At 36.1% G+C, this 19,037-nt stretch carries 12 protein-coding genes; 1 reads left to right on the forward strand and 11 read right to left on the reverse strand.

Annotation, left to right across the window (positions count from 1 at the left end; all coding sequences use genetic code 11):
- Positions 1–446: 446 nt before the first annotated feature.
- Complete coding sequence (locus tag DWB61_RS15195; RefSeq protein WP_125031771.1) at positions 447–1,358, forward strand: metallophosphoesterase; 912 nt, start codon at positions 447–449, stop codon at positions 1,356–1,358.
- A gap of 35 nt (positions 1,359–1,393) precedes the next feature.
- Here DWB61_RS15195 and DWB61_RS15200 read toward each other — a convergent pair whose 3' ends face one another.
- From DWB61_RS15200 to DWB61_RS15250, 11 genes are all read right to left on the reverse strand, one after another.
- Positions 1,394–2,686, reverse strand: a complete 1,293-nt coding sequence (locus DWB61_RS15200; protein WP_125031772.1) for a DUF3570 domain-containing protein — start codon at positions 2,684–2,686, stop codon at positions 1,394–1,396.
- Complete coding sequence (locus DWB61_RS15205) at positions 2,677–2,904, reverse strand: DUF4266 domain-containing protein (protein WP_125031773.1); 228 nt, start codon at positions 2,902–2,904, stop codon at positions 2,677–2,679. Before DWB61_RS15205 ends, DWB61_RS15200 begins: the two co-directional genes overlap by 10 nt.
- Positions 2,894–3,937 (reverse strand): FAD:protein FMN transferase, encoded by a 1,044-nt coding sequence (locus tag DWB61_RS15210; RefSeq protein ID WP_125031774.1) that lies wholly within the window; start codon positions 3,935–3,937, stop codon positions 2,894–2,896. The genes DWB61_RS15205 and DWB61_RS15210 overlap by 11 nt, the downstream gene beginning before the upstream one ends.
- Before the next feature lie 4 nt (positions 3,938–3,941).
- Entirely contained in the window at positions 3,942–4,382 is a 441-nt protein-coding gene (locus tag DWB61_RS15215) for a thioredoxin family protein (protein ID WP_125031775.1), read from the reverse strand.
- Between the two features lie 185 nt (positions 4,383–4,567).
- On the reverse strand, positions 4,568–7,651 hold the full coding sequence (locus tag DWB61_RS15220) for an alpha-amylase family glycosyl hydrolase (protein WP_125031776.1): 3,084 nt from the start codon (positions 7,649–7,651) through the stop codon (positions 4,568–4,570).
- A gap of 104 nt (positions 7,652–7,755) precedes the next feature.
- Complete coding sequence (locus tag DWB61_RS15225; RefSeq protein WP_125031777.1) at positions 7,756–9,759, reverse strand: SusF/SusE family outer membrane protein; 2,004 nt, start codon at positions 9,757–9,759, stop codon at positions 7,756–7,758.
- Between the two features lie 2 nt (positions 9,760–9,761).
- Complete coding sequence (locus DWB61_RS15230; RefSeq protein ID WP_125031778.1) at positions 9,762–10,847, reverse strand: SusF/SusE family outer membrane protein; 1,086 nt, start codon at positions 10,845–10,847, stop codon at positions 9,762–9,764.
- Between the two features lie 18 nt (positions 10,848–10,865).
- Positions 10,866–12,428: a RagB/SusD family nutrient uptake outer membrane protein gene (locus tag DWB61_RS15235; RefSeq protein WP_125031779.1), complete on the reverse strand. Its 1,563-nt coding sequence runs from the start codon at positions 12,426–12,428 to the stop codon at positions 10,866–10,868.
- Positions 12,429–12,447: 19 nt separating this feature from the next.
- Positions 12,448–15,420 carry a SusC/RagA family TonB-linked outer membrane protein gene (locus DWB61_RS15240; protein ID WP_125031780.1) on the reverse strand — a complete coding sequence of 991 codons (2,973 nt, stop codon included), beginning with the start codon at positions 15,418–15,420 and terminating at the stop codon, positions 12,448–12,450.
- Between the two features lie 874 nt (positions 15,421–16,294).
- Complete coding sequence (locus DWB61_RS15245; RefSeq protein ID WP_125031781.1) at positions 16,295–17,428, reverse strand: SusE domain-containing protein; 1,134 nt, start codon at positions 17,426–17,428, stop codon at positions 16,295–16,297.
- A 17-nt stretch (positions 17,429–17,445) separates the two neighbouring features.
- Positions 17,446–19,029: a RagB/SusD family nutrient uptake outer membrane protein gene (locus tag DWB61_RS15250; protein WP_197091201.1), complete on the reverse strand. Its 1,584-nt coding sequence runs from the start codon at positions 19,027–19,029 to the stop codon at positions 17,446–17,448.
- Positions 19,030–19,037 lie beyond the last annotated feature (8 nt).

Genomic DNA, 19,037 nt, shown 5'->3' on the forward strand with positions numbered 1-19,037 from the left:
AAAGATAGTTTTAATTCACTTTTTTAATGAAGAATATAGGTGATTATAACTTGGAGGGGGTATTGTTTGACTTTTGTGTATACTGGCATCTATTTTAAATAGCTTTTGTTTTAGCTCTAAGCTTTAGTAAGACCGGGAAGCTGAGAACTTGTTCGAAGATCACCCGGCCGCACTTAAGTATGAGATAATTAAAGAACTTATTTAAAAAGTAGCCTTGAATTTCTTTGCTTCGTTTCTTGTTTCAAGACAAGAAATGAAGTCGGGTTTGGGCGGAGAGCCCAATTAATAAATTTATTTAGGACAACATTGACTTAAAATATAAACTCTTCTTATTGCATTGCAATAGGGAGAGTTTTTTTTGTTTTTATATCTTTGATAAAGTGAGAATGGTGAGGTGTTGAATATAGTCTCACATATGGAATAAATATTTACAAAATAGAATTGATTTGTACGATATAATAGGAGATATACATGGCGAGTTTGATAGTTTGGTAGAAATGCTTCAAACTTTAGGCTATAAGAAGGAGGCTGGCTTTTATGCACATCCTGAAAGGAAAGCCGTTTTTGTGGGAGATTTCGTTGATAGGGGATTCCGAGTGATCGATAGTCTTTGTTTGATAAAAAATATGGTAGATCATGGTTCAGCTTTTGCTATTGTTGGCAACCATGAACTCAATGTTTTGGCTTATTATACAAAAGATGATGAGGGGAATTCTTTACGCGAACATAGCTTGAAAAATAAGGCTCAAATTAGAAGAACTTATCTAGAATTTCAGGCTAATAAAGAGGCCAAGAAAATTTATTTGAAATGGTTAAGATCCTTGCCTTTATTTTTGGAATTTGATGGCTTTAGAGTCATTCATGCTTGTTGGGATCAAGAAGCTGTCGACTTAATTAAGACGAAACATCCTGATAATAGGCTTAATAAGAAGTTCCTTCGAAAAATATATACGACTAAAGGAAAGTTGTACGATGCTTGTATGCTTATACTTAAGGGAAGAGAGTTTGCTTTACCCAACGATTTGGTTATAAAGGATAGTTATGGTATTAAACGCAATATGTTTCGAATAAAATGGTGGAATAAAATGGAAGGGGAGAGCTTTAGCTCTTTGGCTTTTGGGAATAGATTTAGATTACCTAATTATACGATTCCTCTTGAATTATGCGAGAATATCCCTCCCTATTCGGAGCAAGAGTTACCTGTGTTTTTTGGGCATTATTGTTTAAATGGACAAGCAGGCGTTGTTCGAGATAATCTATGTTGTGTAGATGCTTGTGTTGCCAATGGAGGGCATTTAATTGCATACCGATGGGATGGGAATACTAAATTAAAGCAAGAGAATATAGTAGAAGTGTAAAGAGTTAACTAAATAACTCTTTACACTATTCTTTTTTAGAAGGTAAAAGCAAAATCGAGACTAAGTAGCCAGGCATTTAAACCGTCACTTCTATCATAGTAGGCAGTTCTTAAACCAATACTTTTGAGCTGTGCCTGCTTGTTTTTTCTGAATGGAGATTTAAAGTTTCCAACTCCCATTATAGGAGAGTATTGCAAGCCCAAACCTATCTTAGTACTACTCAAATCTGATAAATCGTAGTCTGAAGTATAAAATTGAGTTTCTTTTGCATCCACCATTGCTTTACTCACCTGACCAAATTCGTAGAAATTATCAGCAGCCGTTTGAGTGTGATACCTGAAAAATGGAGAGGCAATTAAACTAGGCGAAACTTGCATAGGCAGTTCTATACTTGCAGTATGTGCCGTAATCCCCCAACTATCCGTATAATAACGATAGAAGGTTCTTACTCGCATGAAATCGTTAAAATAATAATTCCATCGCATTGAAATTGGAATTTTCAGTCGATTATCTTCCAGTTTTTCAACAAAGCTAAGACTTCTTAAGATATCATCAGATTGCCCAATGGCATCGTCAAAAAAGACCCGATGGAATGGTGTGCTAAGAAGACCAGACTGCGATACAACTTCCAAGGAGAACAAGGCTTGAAGGCGTTTGTTAATCACCTGTGAGTACGATAAGCCCAACTTCATAGTTGATCGTTTGTCATCCTTTAAGTTTGCTTTCGAAGTGCCTCTGATTTCATAAGGATAAAGTAGCTTCCATGTATCACTCATGTAAAGGGCATCAAGGCTTAATGATCGGTTTTTATCTGTTGAATTTAGTGTATAAGAGCCTCCAAAATTGAATGATGTTACATCAAATTCCTTTGAAAAACCAGCCATGATACTATATGTATCACCAGATTTCAGGAGGTTTCGATTATATGCAGCATTAATGTGAGACCGAATATCTTTACCTGATGCTCCAGATTTATTACCATCAAAATAGTCAATATTATCAGTTGAAGCAGATGTATAGATATCGATACCAAAATTAAGATCTAGACTCGATACAGAATCCATTGGAACATGTACTACAAAAGTTGGAGCAATATTCTCTAGTTTTTCAGTTCCACGACCGCCGGTAACAGGTGAGTGGTCACCATCTTGTTCGTAATAATTAAATAAGAAATTGACCTCAGTATCTTTGAAATCAGTCTCTGATTTTGTCACCTTTTTACGCTTCTCATTTTGTTTGTCATCAATACTGTTTTTATCAGTTTGAGCCATTAGGGTATAAGACCCGGCTAAAATTGTAGCGAGTAATATTATTTTTCTTAGTTGCATCCACAACCTCCTCCTGATTTTCCGCCATTAGCACCAGCAGCACCTTCACGGTATGATTGAAAATTTGATTCGTATTTTTCGAGTTTTTTAGCTTGTAGGGCCATTTCTCTGTCGTTAAGGTTTGCTTTTTGGTAGGCTGCAACAGACATACATGAGTTGAGACCAAACAATAAGCATAAACCACCAAGCAAGAGCTTGATTTTATTCTTATTTCGCATGTTGATTTCCAATTTTAATTTGGTATTTGTGATTAGTTATCGGTTTCTGTATGTAATCTAGATGTAAGTTTTTTGATGTGAAAAGTTCTTGTTTATTAGTTATCAGAAGGCATTCTATCCCCTTAAGTTGATTGATTAGTTCAAGTCCTTTTTCTTTACCTAAAACAAAAACTGAGGTCGCCAGAGCATCGGCTAATTCAGCATTGGGGCAAATGATACTCACACTAATCAGTCCTTTCACGGGATAGCCTGTTCTAGGATCGATAATATGAGAGTAGGTTTGACCATTTATTCTAACAAATTTTTCGTAGTTGCCTGAGGTAACTACAGCGGTCTCATTAATGTTGAGCCAGGAAAAAATCTTGTTTTTTTGTTTTGGATTCACGATGCCAATTTTCCAGTCTTTACCACCTTCATCTTTTCCCCAGCTGATTAAATCTCCAGAAGCATTAACCAAAGCTCCCTGTAGATTCATCTTTGACATGATATCAAGAGCTTTGTTGGCAGCATAACCTTTCCCAATGGCTCCAAAACCAATTTTCATTCCTTTTTTCTTGAGAAAAACTGTTCTTTTTTCAGGATTAAGGATGATATTTTTGTAATTGATTTTTGCTACTGATGCTGCAACAGCACTTGAATCAGGTAGTTCTTTCATCTGTCCATCAAAACGCCAAATTTTATCAAGTGAGGCGTAGCTAATGTCGAACGCACCATGCGTTAGTTCTGAAATTTTAATTGAACGACGAATTAAGTTGAATAATTCCTGATCAACAAGCACAGGTTTTATACCTGCATTTCGTATGATCTCCGAGGTTTGAGAATTTGGATCCCATGAGGAGATTAATTTCTCAATTCGTTTAATTTCAGAGATACCTGCTTCAATAGCCTTTTGTGCTTTTTCCTGATAAGGACTAACTGCTGTGATGTCAAACCTGGATCCCATTAAAAGAAGTACCTTAGTGTGAGATTCTTCTTGACCAAAGGAATTTAGGGCGAAAATAAGAAACAATAATGTTGTAATATTTCGGATCATATGATTACTGAATCAAGCTTTTAATGTGATCTACATACTGACTTGGACTCAAGTTTTTATAGCCGGTTTTCGCAACAATATTCATGTCTGAATCCAGAATGATAATGGTGGGGAATTGTCCTTCTTTATTATATTTTTCAGCCAACTTTTCATTGCACTGAGTCTGTTCTTCGTTCAATCTGTTTTTTTTCTTTCGAGGAAAATCAATATCAATCATAACCAGATTGTTATTTGCAAATGATGCAAATTCTTCTGTGTTTATAATGGATCGTTTTAGAACCATACATGATCGACACCAGTCAGAACCAGAGAAGTTCATGAAAATGAGTTTATTTTGCTCTTTGGCTATTTGTGCGGCTTTTTCAAGTTGGTTAACCTGAGAGAATCCATTCGAAAAGCTAGCTAATATTATAAAAATGCCAAGTGTAAATATTTTATAGTTCATAAGTTCTTGTTCAAAATGTTGAAATAAATTACGTTCAAATATAATATTTAAATATCTAGATAAGTTGTTAAAAATATAAATATTTTCAGATCTTATTGTGTTTAAAAAGAGTTTTCTATTCAATTAGATAAAAAAAATCCCCACTTAATTTATTTAAGTGAGGATTTCTAATTTGTGAATAATAATTACTGCTTTATTATTTTTCTCGTTAATTGATCGCCATCATAAAGATCAAAAACAAGGATATAAATGCCTTGACTCAAGAAACTAAGATCTATAATTTCGTTACTGTCAGGGTTTTGCTTATAAAGGATTATTTTTCCAGTAAGACTATAAAGATTGATACGCTTCACTTGTTTTAAATTATCCAAGTGCAATAAATCTTTGACAGGGTTAGGGTATAAGATCAATTCTTCATCTAAAACATCTTCTATGCCTGTTGAATAGTCTATTGGTTGAGAATAAGCGGAATAGACTTTGTTGCCAGTAAGTAGTTCTCCGCTAGTAGCAACAGGCGTTACAGAGAAACGTAAATAACGACCCACATTCTGACGAGAAATCGTGTATTCAAGTGTATTAGCTCCCGTAATAGCTGTTTCGTTTGTTCCGGATTGATCATCTGCAAGATACCATTGGAGAATTGAATTGCCTTCAGTATCTCCATTAAAATCAACATATGAGTAGGTTGCTTTTATCACGCCATCTTGTTCAAAAACACCATTCATGGCTAAATTATTTGCGTCTGGGGCAGTTGGAATTATGGGCTTATCCAATTGTTTAGTGGTATATATATGATATTCTCCAGCGGCCAAATTTACATTCATGCTAATATCGCTCACCGAAATTTCATTTCCACTAAAATAATCGAACCATGTTCCTGTTTTACTGAAGTTAGGCGTGATTGACCCGGATTTCACATCAAAATTAGCAATCACACGAATATCCATATTGGTATGATTAATTTCAACACGTTTAAGAGCCCCTGAGACATTTAAATTATAATTCTCTGAAGAGAATGCGGGCTCCTGAGTTTTCAGTTTTATAAGAGCTGAAAAGACTTGATATAAATGTTTACGATCGGGATTAGTTTGGTAATCCCATCTGATTGGTTTTTTGCCAACACGTCCATTTTCATCTATTGAGTAATCGTAACCCAACTCGCCAAATTGCCAGATCATTTTAGGACCTGGTGTTGCAAAGAAAATAGCTCCAGCTGTTTCGATTCTTGAAAGGGCAGTATTTAAATCTTTGACATTGTAATCACCATTTGAATTACCATATTGAAGGTTTTTATACATCAAACGTTCTTCATCATGGCTTTCCATATATGAGATCAGTCTTGGTGCTGTCCATTCGCGATTTTTCCACGATGTCCAGCTTAAGTCTGACTTTCCACTCTCGTTATATCCCATTGTGGCTTCACTGTAATTACCATTGGCATTTCCCCAAAGGTTTATGCCATACGCAGCTAACTCTTTTTCTTCGTAATTATCAGCTAGATGTTCGAAACTGATAAAGGCTTTATCGTTTTCCGCCCAAATTTGATCAGCCATGCGTTTGAGTAATCGAATACGATCAGCATCATATTTGCTCCCCCAAATATCATCTGAAATTGTGTGCGGTGTGTTGGAAAAACCTTTAGTAAAATCGAAACGGTAACCATCTATATGATATTCTTCTATCCAATAGGCATTGATTCTATCGACCAATTTTTGTGTGACGGCACTTTCGTGATTGAAATCTGCACCCCAGTGTGCATCCGGGTTTTCAAAATTGTGATTAACATTGTACCATGGATTTTCGGCTGATGGTTTCCCTCCCTCTGTATACATTCTGAAGAATGGTGATTGCCCGAAAGAGTGATTTAGAACCATGTCCATAATAACAGCAATACCACGTTTATGACATTCGTTGATAAAGGTTTTGTAGTCATTTTTAGTGCCATATGCTTTATCGGGTGCAAAATAAAATGCTGGATTGTACCCCCAGGAGTTATTGCCTTCAAACTCATTGAATGGCATCAGTTCAATTGCATTAACACCTAAACGTTGAAGATAGTCTAGTGTATCCGTAACGGTTTTGATGTTTCCAGCTTCGGTAAAATCTCGAATAAGTAATTCGTAAATGACAAGGTCATCATGATCGGGCATGGTGAAGCCTGTATCATCCCAAGTAAAGTTAGTTTGAGCAGTTTGAAAGACTGATGCAAATTCGCTTGTTTTATCAGTAGGATAAGCGATTAAGTTTGGATAAGTTGCATCAGAGATATATTGGTCGTTCCATGGATCGAGTAATTTATCTGCATAAGGATCTGCAATCTTAATTTTTCCATCAATTAAGTATTGGAAAATATATTCTTGCCCAGGAGTCAGATTATCAATTGTTAACCAAAAATAGTCGCCATCTTTATTCATCTGGTAGCTATTGTCTAGTGTCCAATCATTAAAATCACCCAATACAAAAATATACTGCTTATAAGGAGCATAGAGTTGCAGGCTAACTGAAGTTGTCGAAATATAGTTGATCCCATCAACAAGTCCGGATGGTTTTGTGGCTATGGGGGTGTCTTCACGAAAGATTATATTTACGGTATCTCTGGCCTCATTGGCACCTTCCGTAGCCACTGCAACAAGCTGATGATTTCCTGCAGCATGCGGGGTATAGGAATAGCTTAATGTTGCTGCGCTTGTTGTGTTTGTGTTAACACCATCAATTAAGAGTTGCAGGCTTTCACTGTCTGCTGAATTTGCTGTAATCGTAACAGTTTCATCTTTACCAAAAATGGAATTGTTAATTGGCGAGGTAATGCTTACGTTAAGTCCTTCTTTGCTGATATCTACAAAAATGTCTTTATTATCAATATCTTTACCTTCTTTCGAATTGTCAGCACTTCGGAAGACAAAGGCCATCTTCAATATTTCCTCAGCAGCCTGAACACCATAGTATTCACGGATATTTGGAGAGATTTTCAATTCCCATTTGTTGTTGCCCAAGCTTGTAAGCTTGTATTTTGCACTATTGTCTCCCCAGGTTGGAGTATATTTCCAATCGCTTCCTGAAGTGCTTTTATCAGTAATAACACCAGTGTGAGCATAGACATCACCTGTATAATCTTTTAAGCCTTGATTTCCAAGACTTGCATCAAATGTAAGGGTCACTTCAGAGTTTTCAGTAGGGAAGATGGGAGCAGTAGTGACGACCTGACTCCATACTAGCTGAGAGCTAATTGTTAGTAGTAGAAGAATAAATATGGAGTAAAGTTTTTTCATAAATGAGAATTAATTTTATTGTCAATCTGTCGATCTTAATTTGTAAGTAATGAAATATGTAAAAAAATCACGGGAAGCGTATTCCCGTGATTTTTAGTTTAGGTTTAATTTTTTGTAAATGTTAAAGTCCTTTTAGCTAAGCTAAATTTGATGGTGTAATTTCCAGCTCCATCAGGAGTTGATAGATTTGGATCTCCACCTTCAAAATTAAGCATTTCATATTTGAACTTAAATCCAGAATCCCAGTTTCCTGATTCTGCAAAAATCTTAAATGCATCGTCTGCTGCAAGATCAGTAGTAAGAGTCCACTCTTTATTAGTGTCATCCCAAGTCATTTCGATACCTGCATTGATATTCCATCCGTTAGGCGAACCTACTAAGAACATCTTTTTATCAGCAATAAGATCTTTAGTATAGGTCATATTATAAGTATCCATTGTTAACTTATAATAGCCTTCGCCAGGAGTTGCAATATTTGGATCTCCTCCTTCAAGTGATAATTCACCAGCACTAATTTCCTTATAACCTGAATCCCAGTTTCCTGTTTCATAGAAAAATTTGAAACCACCTGTTGCATTCATGTCCACATAGGTTGTCCATTTGCCTTCTCCAGCGTATACCATATTAAATCCATTGTCAATAGACCATCCTGCAGGAGTTGCATCGCCAACAAGAATCATTTCAGCATCGAGAACAGAATATTTATAAGAACTAGCATCTGCGTCGAACCATACAGCAATTCTGTATAATTTGAAATCATCACCTGTGTTCGTGCTAGGGATGTCTTTATTATCTCCACCTAATAAACCACCTTTAGGATCTTCGGTATCAGTAATTCTACCCATACCACCATCCCAACTGCCTTTAGCAGGGAAGAATTTGAAGTTTCCACTCTTTAATGGAATATAGCCCATATAAGCGTTATGACTTGATCGATACTTTAACTCGATAGCATTATCGATATTCCATCCCGCTTCAGTTGCATCACCTACAAGATAAATAGCTGCTTCTTCAACAGTGTAAATACCTTTGTTAAGATCCAAAGTAACAATGTAAGTTTTGTCAGCACCATCGAAAGCGATGTTATTGTTCTTACCCTTTGGAGCTATTATTCCAGTATTTCCATCAGAATCTGCATCAGCCCAATCTAAACCATCCCAGTTTTGCTGATTAATAAATTTAAAGTTAGCACCATCTTTTAGAGTTACTTCAATTGAATAAACACCTTCTGACTTTCGTGTCATTTCAGGCGATGTTCCAGGACTCCACGCAGGATCAGTCGCATTGTAATCTCCAACAAGGTAAATGTTTGGATAGTCACCAACATAGCTTTCATAAGCTGCAATAGTTAGATTACTGTTTACAAAGTCAGCAGTTACGGCATACCAACCTGTTTCACCTGTAAATTTGAAATTTCCTGCATCATCTGCGGCAGCTTCAATATTATCAGAAACAGTAGCAAATTTGCCGAAGTTATAGTCATAACCATCATCTGCTTGCTTGTCAGAAAATTTAAATAAACCATCTTTTGTCAGCTTTAGGTATTTTGTAAAGATATTCTCTTTACCATAAGCTTTTAAGGCGTCTGTTACTTCAGCAGAAGCTGTAGATGTACCGAATATAAATAGATCTGAAGGGATAGGCACATCAAGATAAGGAGTCACTTTCATCGTAAAAGATGCAGAGTACAAACTCTGAAGATCTTCGTTAGCAAAAGCTCTAATTCTTGCTTCAAGATCCACCATTTTGGCAGGAGCATATCTGCTAGATATCAAAGTATTTAGGCCACCTACTGTGATTGATGTTTTAGTATCCGATACTCGATCAAATTCTAAAGCATTTTTAAACTCATTACCTACAGTATCAACTTGAACGTAGTATCTAACACCAATAGGATCAGCATATGTTGCATCAGTCCACATTAGGTCTACTATAATACTTCCTTCATTCTTTTTCTCAAGAACCAAATCTATTTCTTCGGTTAATGCATTTAGTACTGGGGCTGTTCCTTGAACAGGCTCAGTTACTTTTGGCATCTCAAAGTCGTCTTCACAAGCGATAAAGAGAACAGCCAACAGTGATATAAATAAATATTTAAGATTCTTCATTTTTATTCAATTTTACCAGTTTGATTAATAAAGTCAAGCTCTATAGTCTGCTCACCTGCGTTAATATTAACTCTTTCCTGATCACCACCGTCTGCCCTGTATGCAATTTTGCCATCAAAAAATATGAACTCAGCATGCCACCAGTCTCCAATATATGGATGTGTTACATGAAGTCTTAGTTCGCCAGCTTGTAAGCTTTTAGATAAATACATTTTCTTATTCTCAGAATCCAATTTAAACTGGTTATCTGGGACAACAGAACTAGTAGGCCATACATTGCCAATGGTCGGTCCACATATATAAACATTTGCAGGCTCAATCAATAGCTTATTATTCGCCATATCTACACCAACAGTATAGTATCCTGCTGTTCCTGGTACTGGAATATCTTCACCTCTGTTGTCAACTGTTCCTAATGTGTACTCGCCACTAACAGGATCTCCAATTTTTCCTATTACTCCTTTGTAGTTCTCATCAGAACACAGTTTAAAGCTTCCTGTAGCTTCCATCCATACAATAATCCAAGTGTCATCAGGTTCGCTGTTAACTTTAATGAATTTAAGCTTATTATTTTGTGCAACACGTCCTACACCATCACCAAAGAGATAGAAAGTATTTGGTGCAAATAGAATGTCTAGATATGGTGTTGTCTTAAAGTTTACTACTGCAGAGTATAATGGATCAACGCCACTAAGTGAGGTCGTGATAATTCTTGCATAAATCGTCGCTTCTTCATCTACGGGTAATAATAATATCTCCGTAAGAACCTCATTAATAGCACCCACTGTGAATGTAAATGCATTGTCAACTGCATCAACATCAAAAGTAGTTGGATCTGCAAATTCAGAAGAAGTAGATAACTGAAGTTTATGCGTTACTACAATATCAATACCGTACGATGCAGGTGTATAAGATATCTCAATAGTCTCCGTTTTTGTAGCCTTTGATATTGCCAAAGTCTCGCCAAAACCAGTAATATTAGTTGCTGGCATATACTTTGAATCATTCAATTTCAGAATATCATCATCTTCGCAAGAAAAGAAACTAACAGCGAGAAGTAATATGAGTATATATTTAAAATTCTTCATAACGTATTTTTTTATCTATTAATAACCTGAGATATTCGACAGATTTGGATTGGCATTTATGTCTGACGATGGGATAGGGAATACATTATATTTTGCATTTGTTGATTTTCCATCTGCAACAGCACCTTTCCAAGGCCAATTGTAATCACCAGTTGTTAATTTCCCAAATCTAACAAGATCGGTTCTTCTGTGACACTCCCAGTATAGTTCACGTCCTCTTTCGTCAAGAATAAAATCTAAGGTTAAATCTGCTTCTACAATATTAGCGGTAGCATCACCATACGCTCTTTCTCTTAGTTCATTGATATAACCTACAGCGGCAGTCATATCACCACCACCTCCGCGAACCACAGCTTCAGCATACATTAAATAGAAGTCACCCAATCTGTAAAGAGGGAAATCAGTATCAGGGAATGACAGGTTTGAACCAACAGCACCAGTCGAAGTAATATTCTTAAACTTACGTAGTGCATATCCATCTCTAAAGTTGAAAATATCCGCTATTTCCAGATTTTGTCCTTCGGTATAGAACATGCCTCTTTTATCTGTGCCTGTAGCGTCAGGGAACAAGTTCACAAAGGCTTTTGTGGTTCTGTTTCCACCCCATCCACCGTCAATACCAGATTCACTAGCAGGCATATCGCCACCGACTGTAGAGTGTATTAGGAAAGTCATACCTCCCCAGGTTTGAGTGCTATTACCATCTGCCGCTATTGGGAAGATGATTTCGTTAGTTCTCAAATGATTGTCAGCTAAGAACAAGTTGGCATAATCAGACTCAATTGAATAGGCACCATTAATTATTTTGTTACAATAAGTGATAGCTTCGGTGTATTTAGGCTCTCCAATATATACTTCAGCATTTAAGTACATCTTTGCCAAAATTGCCCAAGCCAGTCCCTTATCAGCTCGACCATATTCATTTGTTCTGGGGTCAGCTAATTCGGTTTCAATTGCTTCTAGCTCATCCTTGATATATTTAAATAGTTCTTGTTGTGTAGCCATTTCAGGAAAGAAAAATGAGCCGACCTCATCTTCTTCGGTTACAAACGGACCACGTCCAAACATATCTAACATATGATAGTAACTTAAAGCTCTTAGAGCTCTCGCTTCATCACTAAAAGCTTTGTATTCTGGTTTATTACTGGTTAGTTTAATCAGATTATTACAGTAAGCTATTTGAAGTGTTATTCGATAATACATTGCTGTAACAAACTCATTTGAATTTGTCCAGTCCTGATCGTGTAAGTCTCTTAAATTACCATCATTCCATGCACATATAGCTTCATCAGTTGGTAGCTCCTGGTGATTCCATAATAGTCTTAAATAAGATGAAAAACCACCATTGATACTACTGATATCCTGATCGGCATCAACACCTGTTTGACCACCAACAATCAGACCTGCATAACATTTTGCTAAAAGTTGTTTATACGATTCCGCATCAGTTAGTACATTTTCTCCAGTTTTTATATCCTCATCAAGAGGTAGCGTATTCAAATCATCAACACACGATACACATGCAAATAATAATGCAAATGTTATCATGATATAATTTGTTCTAAAATATTTCTTATCCATAATAAATAACATTTATCAATTAAAATTTAACGTTTAATCCAAACAAGAATGTTCTTGGTCTTGGATATACATCATTGTCGATTCCTCCATTTACTTCAGGATCTAATCCACTATAATCGGTTATCACAATAGCATTTTGAACTGTTGCAAATGCTCTGGCGTTAAAATCAAAACCTAAAAGAGGTTTTAATAGCTTAGTAAAGTTATAGCCTAGAGTTATATTATCAATTCTAAAGAATGATGCATCCTCAAGGAAATAATCAGAATATTGTTGCGCAGTCTCAAACTGTGACTTATTAATTTCTGAAGGCATATTTGTTAAGTACTCATTTACGGTCATCTCCTGATAACGACCACCTACAATAACATTGTTGTACATTTGACCGCCAATACCAATTCTACCGTTAAATCCGAAATCTAGATCTTTGTATTTGATATTAGATGAAAATCCCATATTATAATCCTGAGCAGGATCTTTAGCATAGTATTTATCGGCTGTTGTGATTTCCCCATCTTTATTTCTATCTACATAAAGACCTTCAATTGGTTTTCCGTTGCTATTATATACTTGTTCGTATACATAGAAAGTGTTTAGAGAATGTCCAACTGCATTGATCTGAATATTGTTTCCAACACCAACTCCACTAATACCACCTGTTTCAACTCCTCTGTAATTAGGATCATCATAATTAGTTAAACGAGTAATTTCATTCTTGTTATAAGCTATATTGAAGCCAAGTTCCCAAAACAAATCTTCTGTTTCTATTGCTATCGCATTAATAGAGAATTCAAAACCGTTGTTTTCTAAATCACCAACATTTGTCAATAATCTGTCTGTAAAGTTTGTTCCTGCAGGCACAGGAATCGTATTTAAAAGATCTTCAGTTTTTCGCTTATATATATCGAACGAACCATTAAGTCTGTTATTAAAAAATCCAAAGTCTAGACCTGCATTATATGTTGTTGTTTTTTCCCACTGCAATCCTTCGTCGTATCCATCAGGTCTGATTAGAGTATAAAACTGATTACCGAATTGATATCTTGTTCTTGAATCACTTAATCGGTAAGTTCCCATGTATGGATAGTCTCCACTGTTTAACTCCTGTTGACCTGTAATACCGTAACCTAAACGAACTTTAGCATTACTTACAACATCAATATCTTTAAGGAAAGACTCTTCACTCATTCTCCAGGCAAAAGCTGCTGACGGAAAGGTACCCCATCTATTATCTTTGTGGAATCTTGAGGAACCATCTTTACGTAACGTAGCTGTAACGATATACTTATCCATGAATGTGTAGTTTGCACGGCCAAAGAATGAAACCAGGTAGTTCTCCGTTTCATTTTTTGAATCTTCTATTGTAGCCGCATTTCTATCAACCTCAAAAGCTGATGATTTTGACCAGAAGTGTTGCCACTCATAACCACCCATTACATTGATTTTACTATTTATGGAAGGCAGGTCTTTATTATATGTAAGGTAGAAGTCAACTAATTCATTCTTTTTCTCCTGAGTATAATCTCTTTTTACACCTGTAGAAGAAGCTCTAACCCAAGAAGCATCCAAATCAGTATTTACATCACCATTACTATCAGAATAATCATAGCCTAGTTTCATACTTGCTTTTAAATCTGGAAGGAAATGTAATTTATAATCAGCTTGAAAATCCGCGATTACTCTTGATACATCTGAATTATCATCTTTTTGTTGTAATTGAGCAACCGGATTTCGAGTTGCATTTACATTTCTGGAACCATCACCCATTAACCAGGTTGTATAACCTCCGTAGATACCTGTTTTATTAAAAACAGATTGAGTGGGATCCATGCGTAAAGCACTTCCTATTGCACCTTTATCAGCAAATTGATTTTCAATAGCCATATATTTCACACCTACATTAATCTTTAAATGCTCATCGAAAAAGCTAGGATTAACATTTAAAGTTCCTGTAGTTCTTTGCATTTCAGAAGTCTGTAAAATACCTTTCTGATCAGTGTAGCCAGCCGAAACTCTAAAAGGGATGTTTTTGTACGAACCTGAAACTCCAATATTATGCTCATGACCGGTTGCATCTCTGTATATTTCATCTTGCCAGTCTGTTGAAGCTTGACCCAACAATGCAGGGTTAACTGAAGAATGATCTACAGCTCTTTCAGTTACTAAAGTTCTATACTGATCAGCACTTAAAACATCAATAGTCTCTTTAATTTTACCTATTGAAAATTTAGAGTCATAAGTAACTTGTATTTTTTGACCCGCTTTTCCTTTTTTAGTTGTAATCAAAATTACACCATTGGAAGCACGTGAACCGTAAATTGCAGTTGCTGATGCATCTTTTAATACAGTAAAGGTTTCAATATCGTTAGGATTTAATGAACTTAAAACATTACTCATCCCATCAATCCCCCTGTTATCTAGTGGCATTCCATCAATTACTATTAATGGATCGTTACTTGCAGACATTGAGGAACCTCCACGAATTCTAATTGTTGATCCTGAACCTGGAGCACCTCCATCACTGATGATCTGTACACCGGCAATTTTACCTACAATTAAATCTTGAGGAGAACTGGTAGTACCTTGGTTAAAATCATCTGATTTTACTGTAAAGACTGCTCCCGTTGCATCTTCCTTTCTTACTTGACCGTAACCAACAATAACAACTTCGGAAAGAGTTTCTGTGTCAACGCTTAAAACAACATTAACTTGAGTTTGGGTGCCAACTAGTATTTCCTGTGTTTTATAACCAATAAAAGAAAAAATCAAAGTAGATGTAGCATCGGCTGAGACGGTGAATTTACCATCAATGTCGGTACTTGTGCCCACAGTTGTTCCTTTAACAACTACAGAAACGCCAGGTATTCCCATGCCATCGTTTGCATCGGTAACTGTACCAGTCACTAGCCTCTCTTGTGCGTGAGAAATGGTAAAAGAACATACCATAACTAACATGAGAAGCAGTTTTCTGAACATACTAATGTTAAGTTTCATAAATGTAAATTTAAGATAAATAAGAAGTTAGATGTAATGATAGTTTTTTGAGATAGAGTTTAAATTTAAATCGTTTCCGAAACTAGTACCACTCTATTACATTATTCTATCAAGTTTTGATTTAGTAACAATTATACAATTATTGAACTCAATGTTTCCGACTATGAATCTTCCTTTATTGTATACTAATTGCTAGCTAAATCTTAAGTTAGCCTTAATTATTTTCTACATAAATATATGAAGTGCCTGATTAATCGTATAAGTTAATGAATGTTAAAAGCACTTAAAATCGTCGCAAACGTCACCGCAAACGTTTGATATTTTAATATGTGTATATCTGTATGTGTGTGTCAAAAAATAAGGTTTAAATTAATAGTTATTTATTCCAAATATTAATTTTAGAGAGTTGGGAGTAGGAGCCTGTCTTGAGTCATATTTCGTGCATTATCAATGTCTTATCAAAATGTAGTCTACACACTAATATAAGAAAAAATATTGGGAAGCGAATAGGAAAGTATTAAAGATATCGCTAGGGAGTTGGGGGTTTTCTATTTCAAAAGTTTCGAGAGCTTTAAAATTGCATCGTGATCTACATGTGAAAAATGAAAGAGGTCGTTACTGCTTTGACTAAGACCTGACAATATAATCTCAATGGTATTACCTTAAGTTTACCTAGCGGCAATTGTGATAACACTTTATAATTTTGTATGGGGAAGGCAGGAAGGAGTTTTGATGACGACTTTAGCTCATCCAAGCTGAGACCTAAAAGTTAATAGTAGAAGAATAAATATGGACTAGAGTTTTTTTTACAGATTTATTGTGAAAAAATTATTAAAAAAAAGGTCGTTTATTTTAATAAACGACCTTTTAAGTATTAGTAAATTTCTACGGTTTTATTATCGAGGTCTACAGTTATAATATGTTTTCCTGCAGTACCTTTAAACCAAAGGTTTTCATCGCCATCTTCTCTATCTGCTTGTAATGCATTCTCAAGATTAGCACTTACTCCACCACTAAAAAATGGGAAGTTGTATGAGATTGGACTCCAGTCTTTTTGTCCCAGGAATCGGAAACGATCAACTGCAAATTCGGTAATTGCCTGATAGACATTAGGAGCAATATTTACCATTTCTATAGCTTTACTTGGATCCCAACCAGCATCAGGAACACCTGCTCCAACAATATAAATTCTAGAATTATCATCTGTATGTGTAGCATCTAGTATGATGGATTTCGTGTTTAAATCAACTGTAATGGTGTATTCTCCTGGGCTTCCTTTAAACCAAAGGTTTTCATCACCATCTTCTCTGTCTGCCTGTCTGGCATTTTCGAAATTATTATCAACGCTGCCAGTGAAGAATGGGAAGTTATATGAAACTGGACTCCAGTCTTTTTGTCCCAAGAAACGGAAACGGTCTACCGCAAAAGTGGTTGTTGCACGATAAACGTTAGGAGCAATATTAAGCATTTCGACAGCATCACCAGGATTCCATCCTGCTGGTACAGCTCCACCCACCATGTAAATGCGGGAACCATCATCATTGGGATCTGCTAACTTGTACAAGGTGAAACTTGTTTCGATAACTTCTGAAGTGATAGGAGCAATGTTTGAAGAAATTGAAGCCGTAACTCTTAATAGAACGATCACTGGTTTTTCAGCCTCAAAATCGGCGCGTCCTAACATTCCGTTTAGTTTACTACTTTTTAGACTGATAAAATTATTAGTTGTTTCACCCAGTTCGATTGGGTTAGAGAAATCACCACCATCTTTATCGACTTGTAATTTATAAGTAATCTCAGTAGGCATTCCAAAATCGGCACTTGACCACTTGAATGCAATGTTATTTTCGCCAGTGGCTTCGCTGATGATATAAGCCTCCCCATTTTCGGGTAGCTGAAGTGTTGGTTTTTCTGGATTAGCACTCAGGTATGCTAGATTCTCATCTTCGGCACAGCCTGAAAATAAAATTAATCCAGTAAATAATGCAGAATATAATATTTTTTTCATCTTCTATTGAATTTAGATTAGTAACCCGGAGTTGGAGTCAAATTCGAATTTGAATTTAATTCGCTTAATGGAATAGGATATAGGTTGTAGTGTGAATCTACTGACTTACCATCTTTAAGACCACCTTTCCAAGGCCATAGGTATTTAGAGTTACTAAATTTCCCAAAGCGAATAAGATCTGTTCTTCTCATGCACTCCCAAGAAAGTTCTCTAGCTCTTTCATCAATAATAAAATCAAGAGATAAATCGGCCTCTGCAATGTTGCCAGAAGTATTTCCGTAGGCACGTGTTCTTAACTGATTGACATATGAGTTCGCTTCTCCTAATGAACCACCATTACCGCCTCTTAAAACGGATTCAGCATACATTAAATAAACATCAGCTAAACGAAACATAGGGAAATCTGTGTCTACAAAATTATCATCAGCTCCATTGGTTCCATCGGAATTTTTGTTTGTGTATTTTACCAACATATAGCCTTCCGTAAATTCGCCAATTTGATCAATTTCAAGAGCCTGACCTTCTGTAAAGAACATAGCTCTCTTGTCGTTATTCTGATCAAATTTGTTTACGAAAGCAGAGGTCACACGGTTTCCACCCCAACCACCGTTAATACCGGCATCAGCTGGTACATAATCACCACCAATAGCAGCATGGATGATATAGGTTGTTGCACCGTAAGTCTGAGAATTTAAGCCATCGCATGCAAATGCGAATATCATTTCATTGGTTCTTAGATGATTGTCAGCCATGAAGAGTTCCTCGTAACTGTCATTTAAAGAGTAGAAAGGCATGATCTTTTTACAGTAATCGATACATTCTGTGTATTTTGCTTCGTTGATGTAAACTTCAGCATTTAAATACATTCTTGCCATAAGAGCCCATGCTGCGCCTTTGTCAATACGTCCATATTCATTGCTTCCTGGTGCAGCTAACAGACTTTCAATTTCACTAACTTCAGTCTCAACAAATGTGAAGATTTCTTTACGAGTTTTCTGCTCGGGTTTAAATTTACCTACAGGATCAGCCTCCGTAAGAATAGGTACACTACCAAACAAGTCTAATGCATTGTAGTAAACCATTGCTCTAAGCAGACGCGCCTCAGCTCTATATTGCTCAATATTTTTAAGGTCTTCGCTGGTTAGAGAACCAATTAGTTTACCCGATTCAGTATCTCTTAAATATTGATTGATGAATCCAATAGTTAGGTATAATCGAGTGTACATATTACCCACGAAACCGTTACCTGCAGTCCATTTTTGATTGTGGAATTCTTTAATGTCGCCATCATTCCAAGCTGCAATTGCAGCATCGGTTGAGAGTTCCTGACAGTAGAATAACAAACGAGTATAAACTGTAGAGCCCGGATCTCCGCCAGCAATATCAGCATTTCCTCCAGCACCTTCTTGTCCTGCTAATACAAACGAACCGTAAAGTTTCGAGAGTCCTTGCTTGTATGATTCAGCTGAAACATAAATCTTATCTCCTGATTTATAATTAGGATCGATAGGAGTAGTATCCAGGTCGTCAACACATGAAGTTAATGTTGAGCCCAAAGCTACTGCGGCCATCAGTATATATATTTTTATATTAGTTTTCATATCGAAAT

Source organism: Ancylomarina euxina, assembly GCF_003863355.1.
Classification (GTDB): domain Bacteria; phylum Bacteroidota; class Bacteroidia; order Bacteroidales; family Marinifilaceae; genus Ancylomarina; species Ancylomarina euxinus.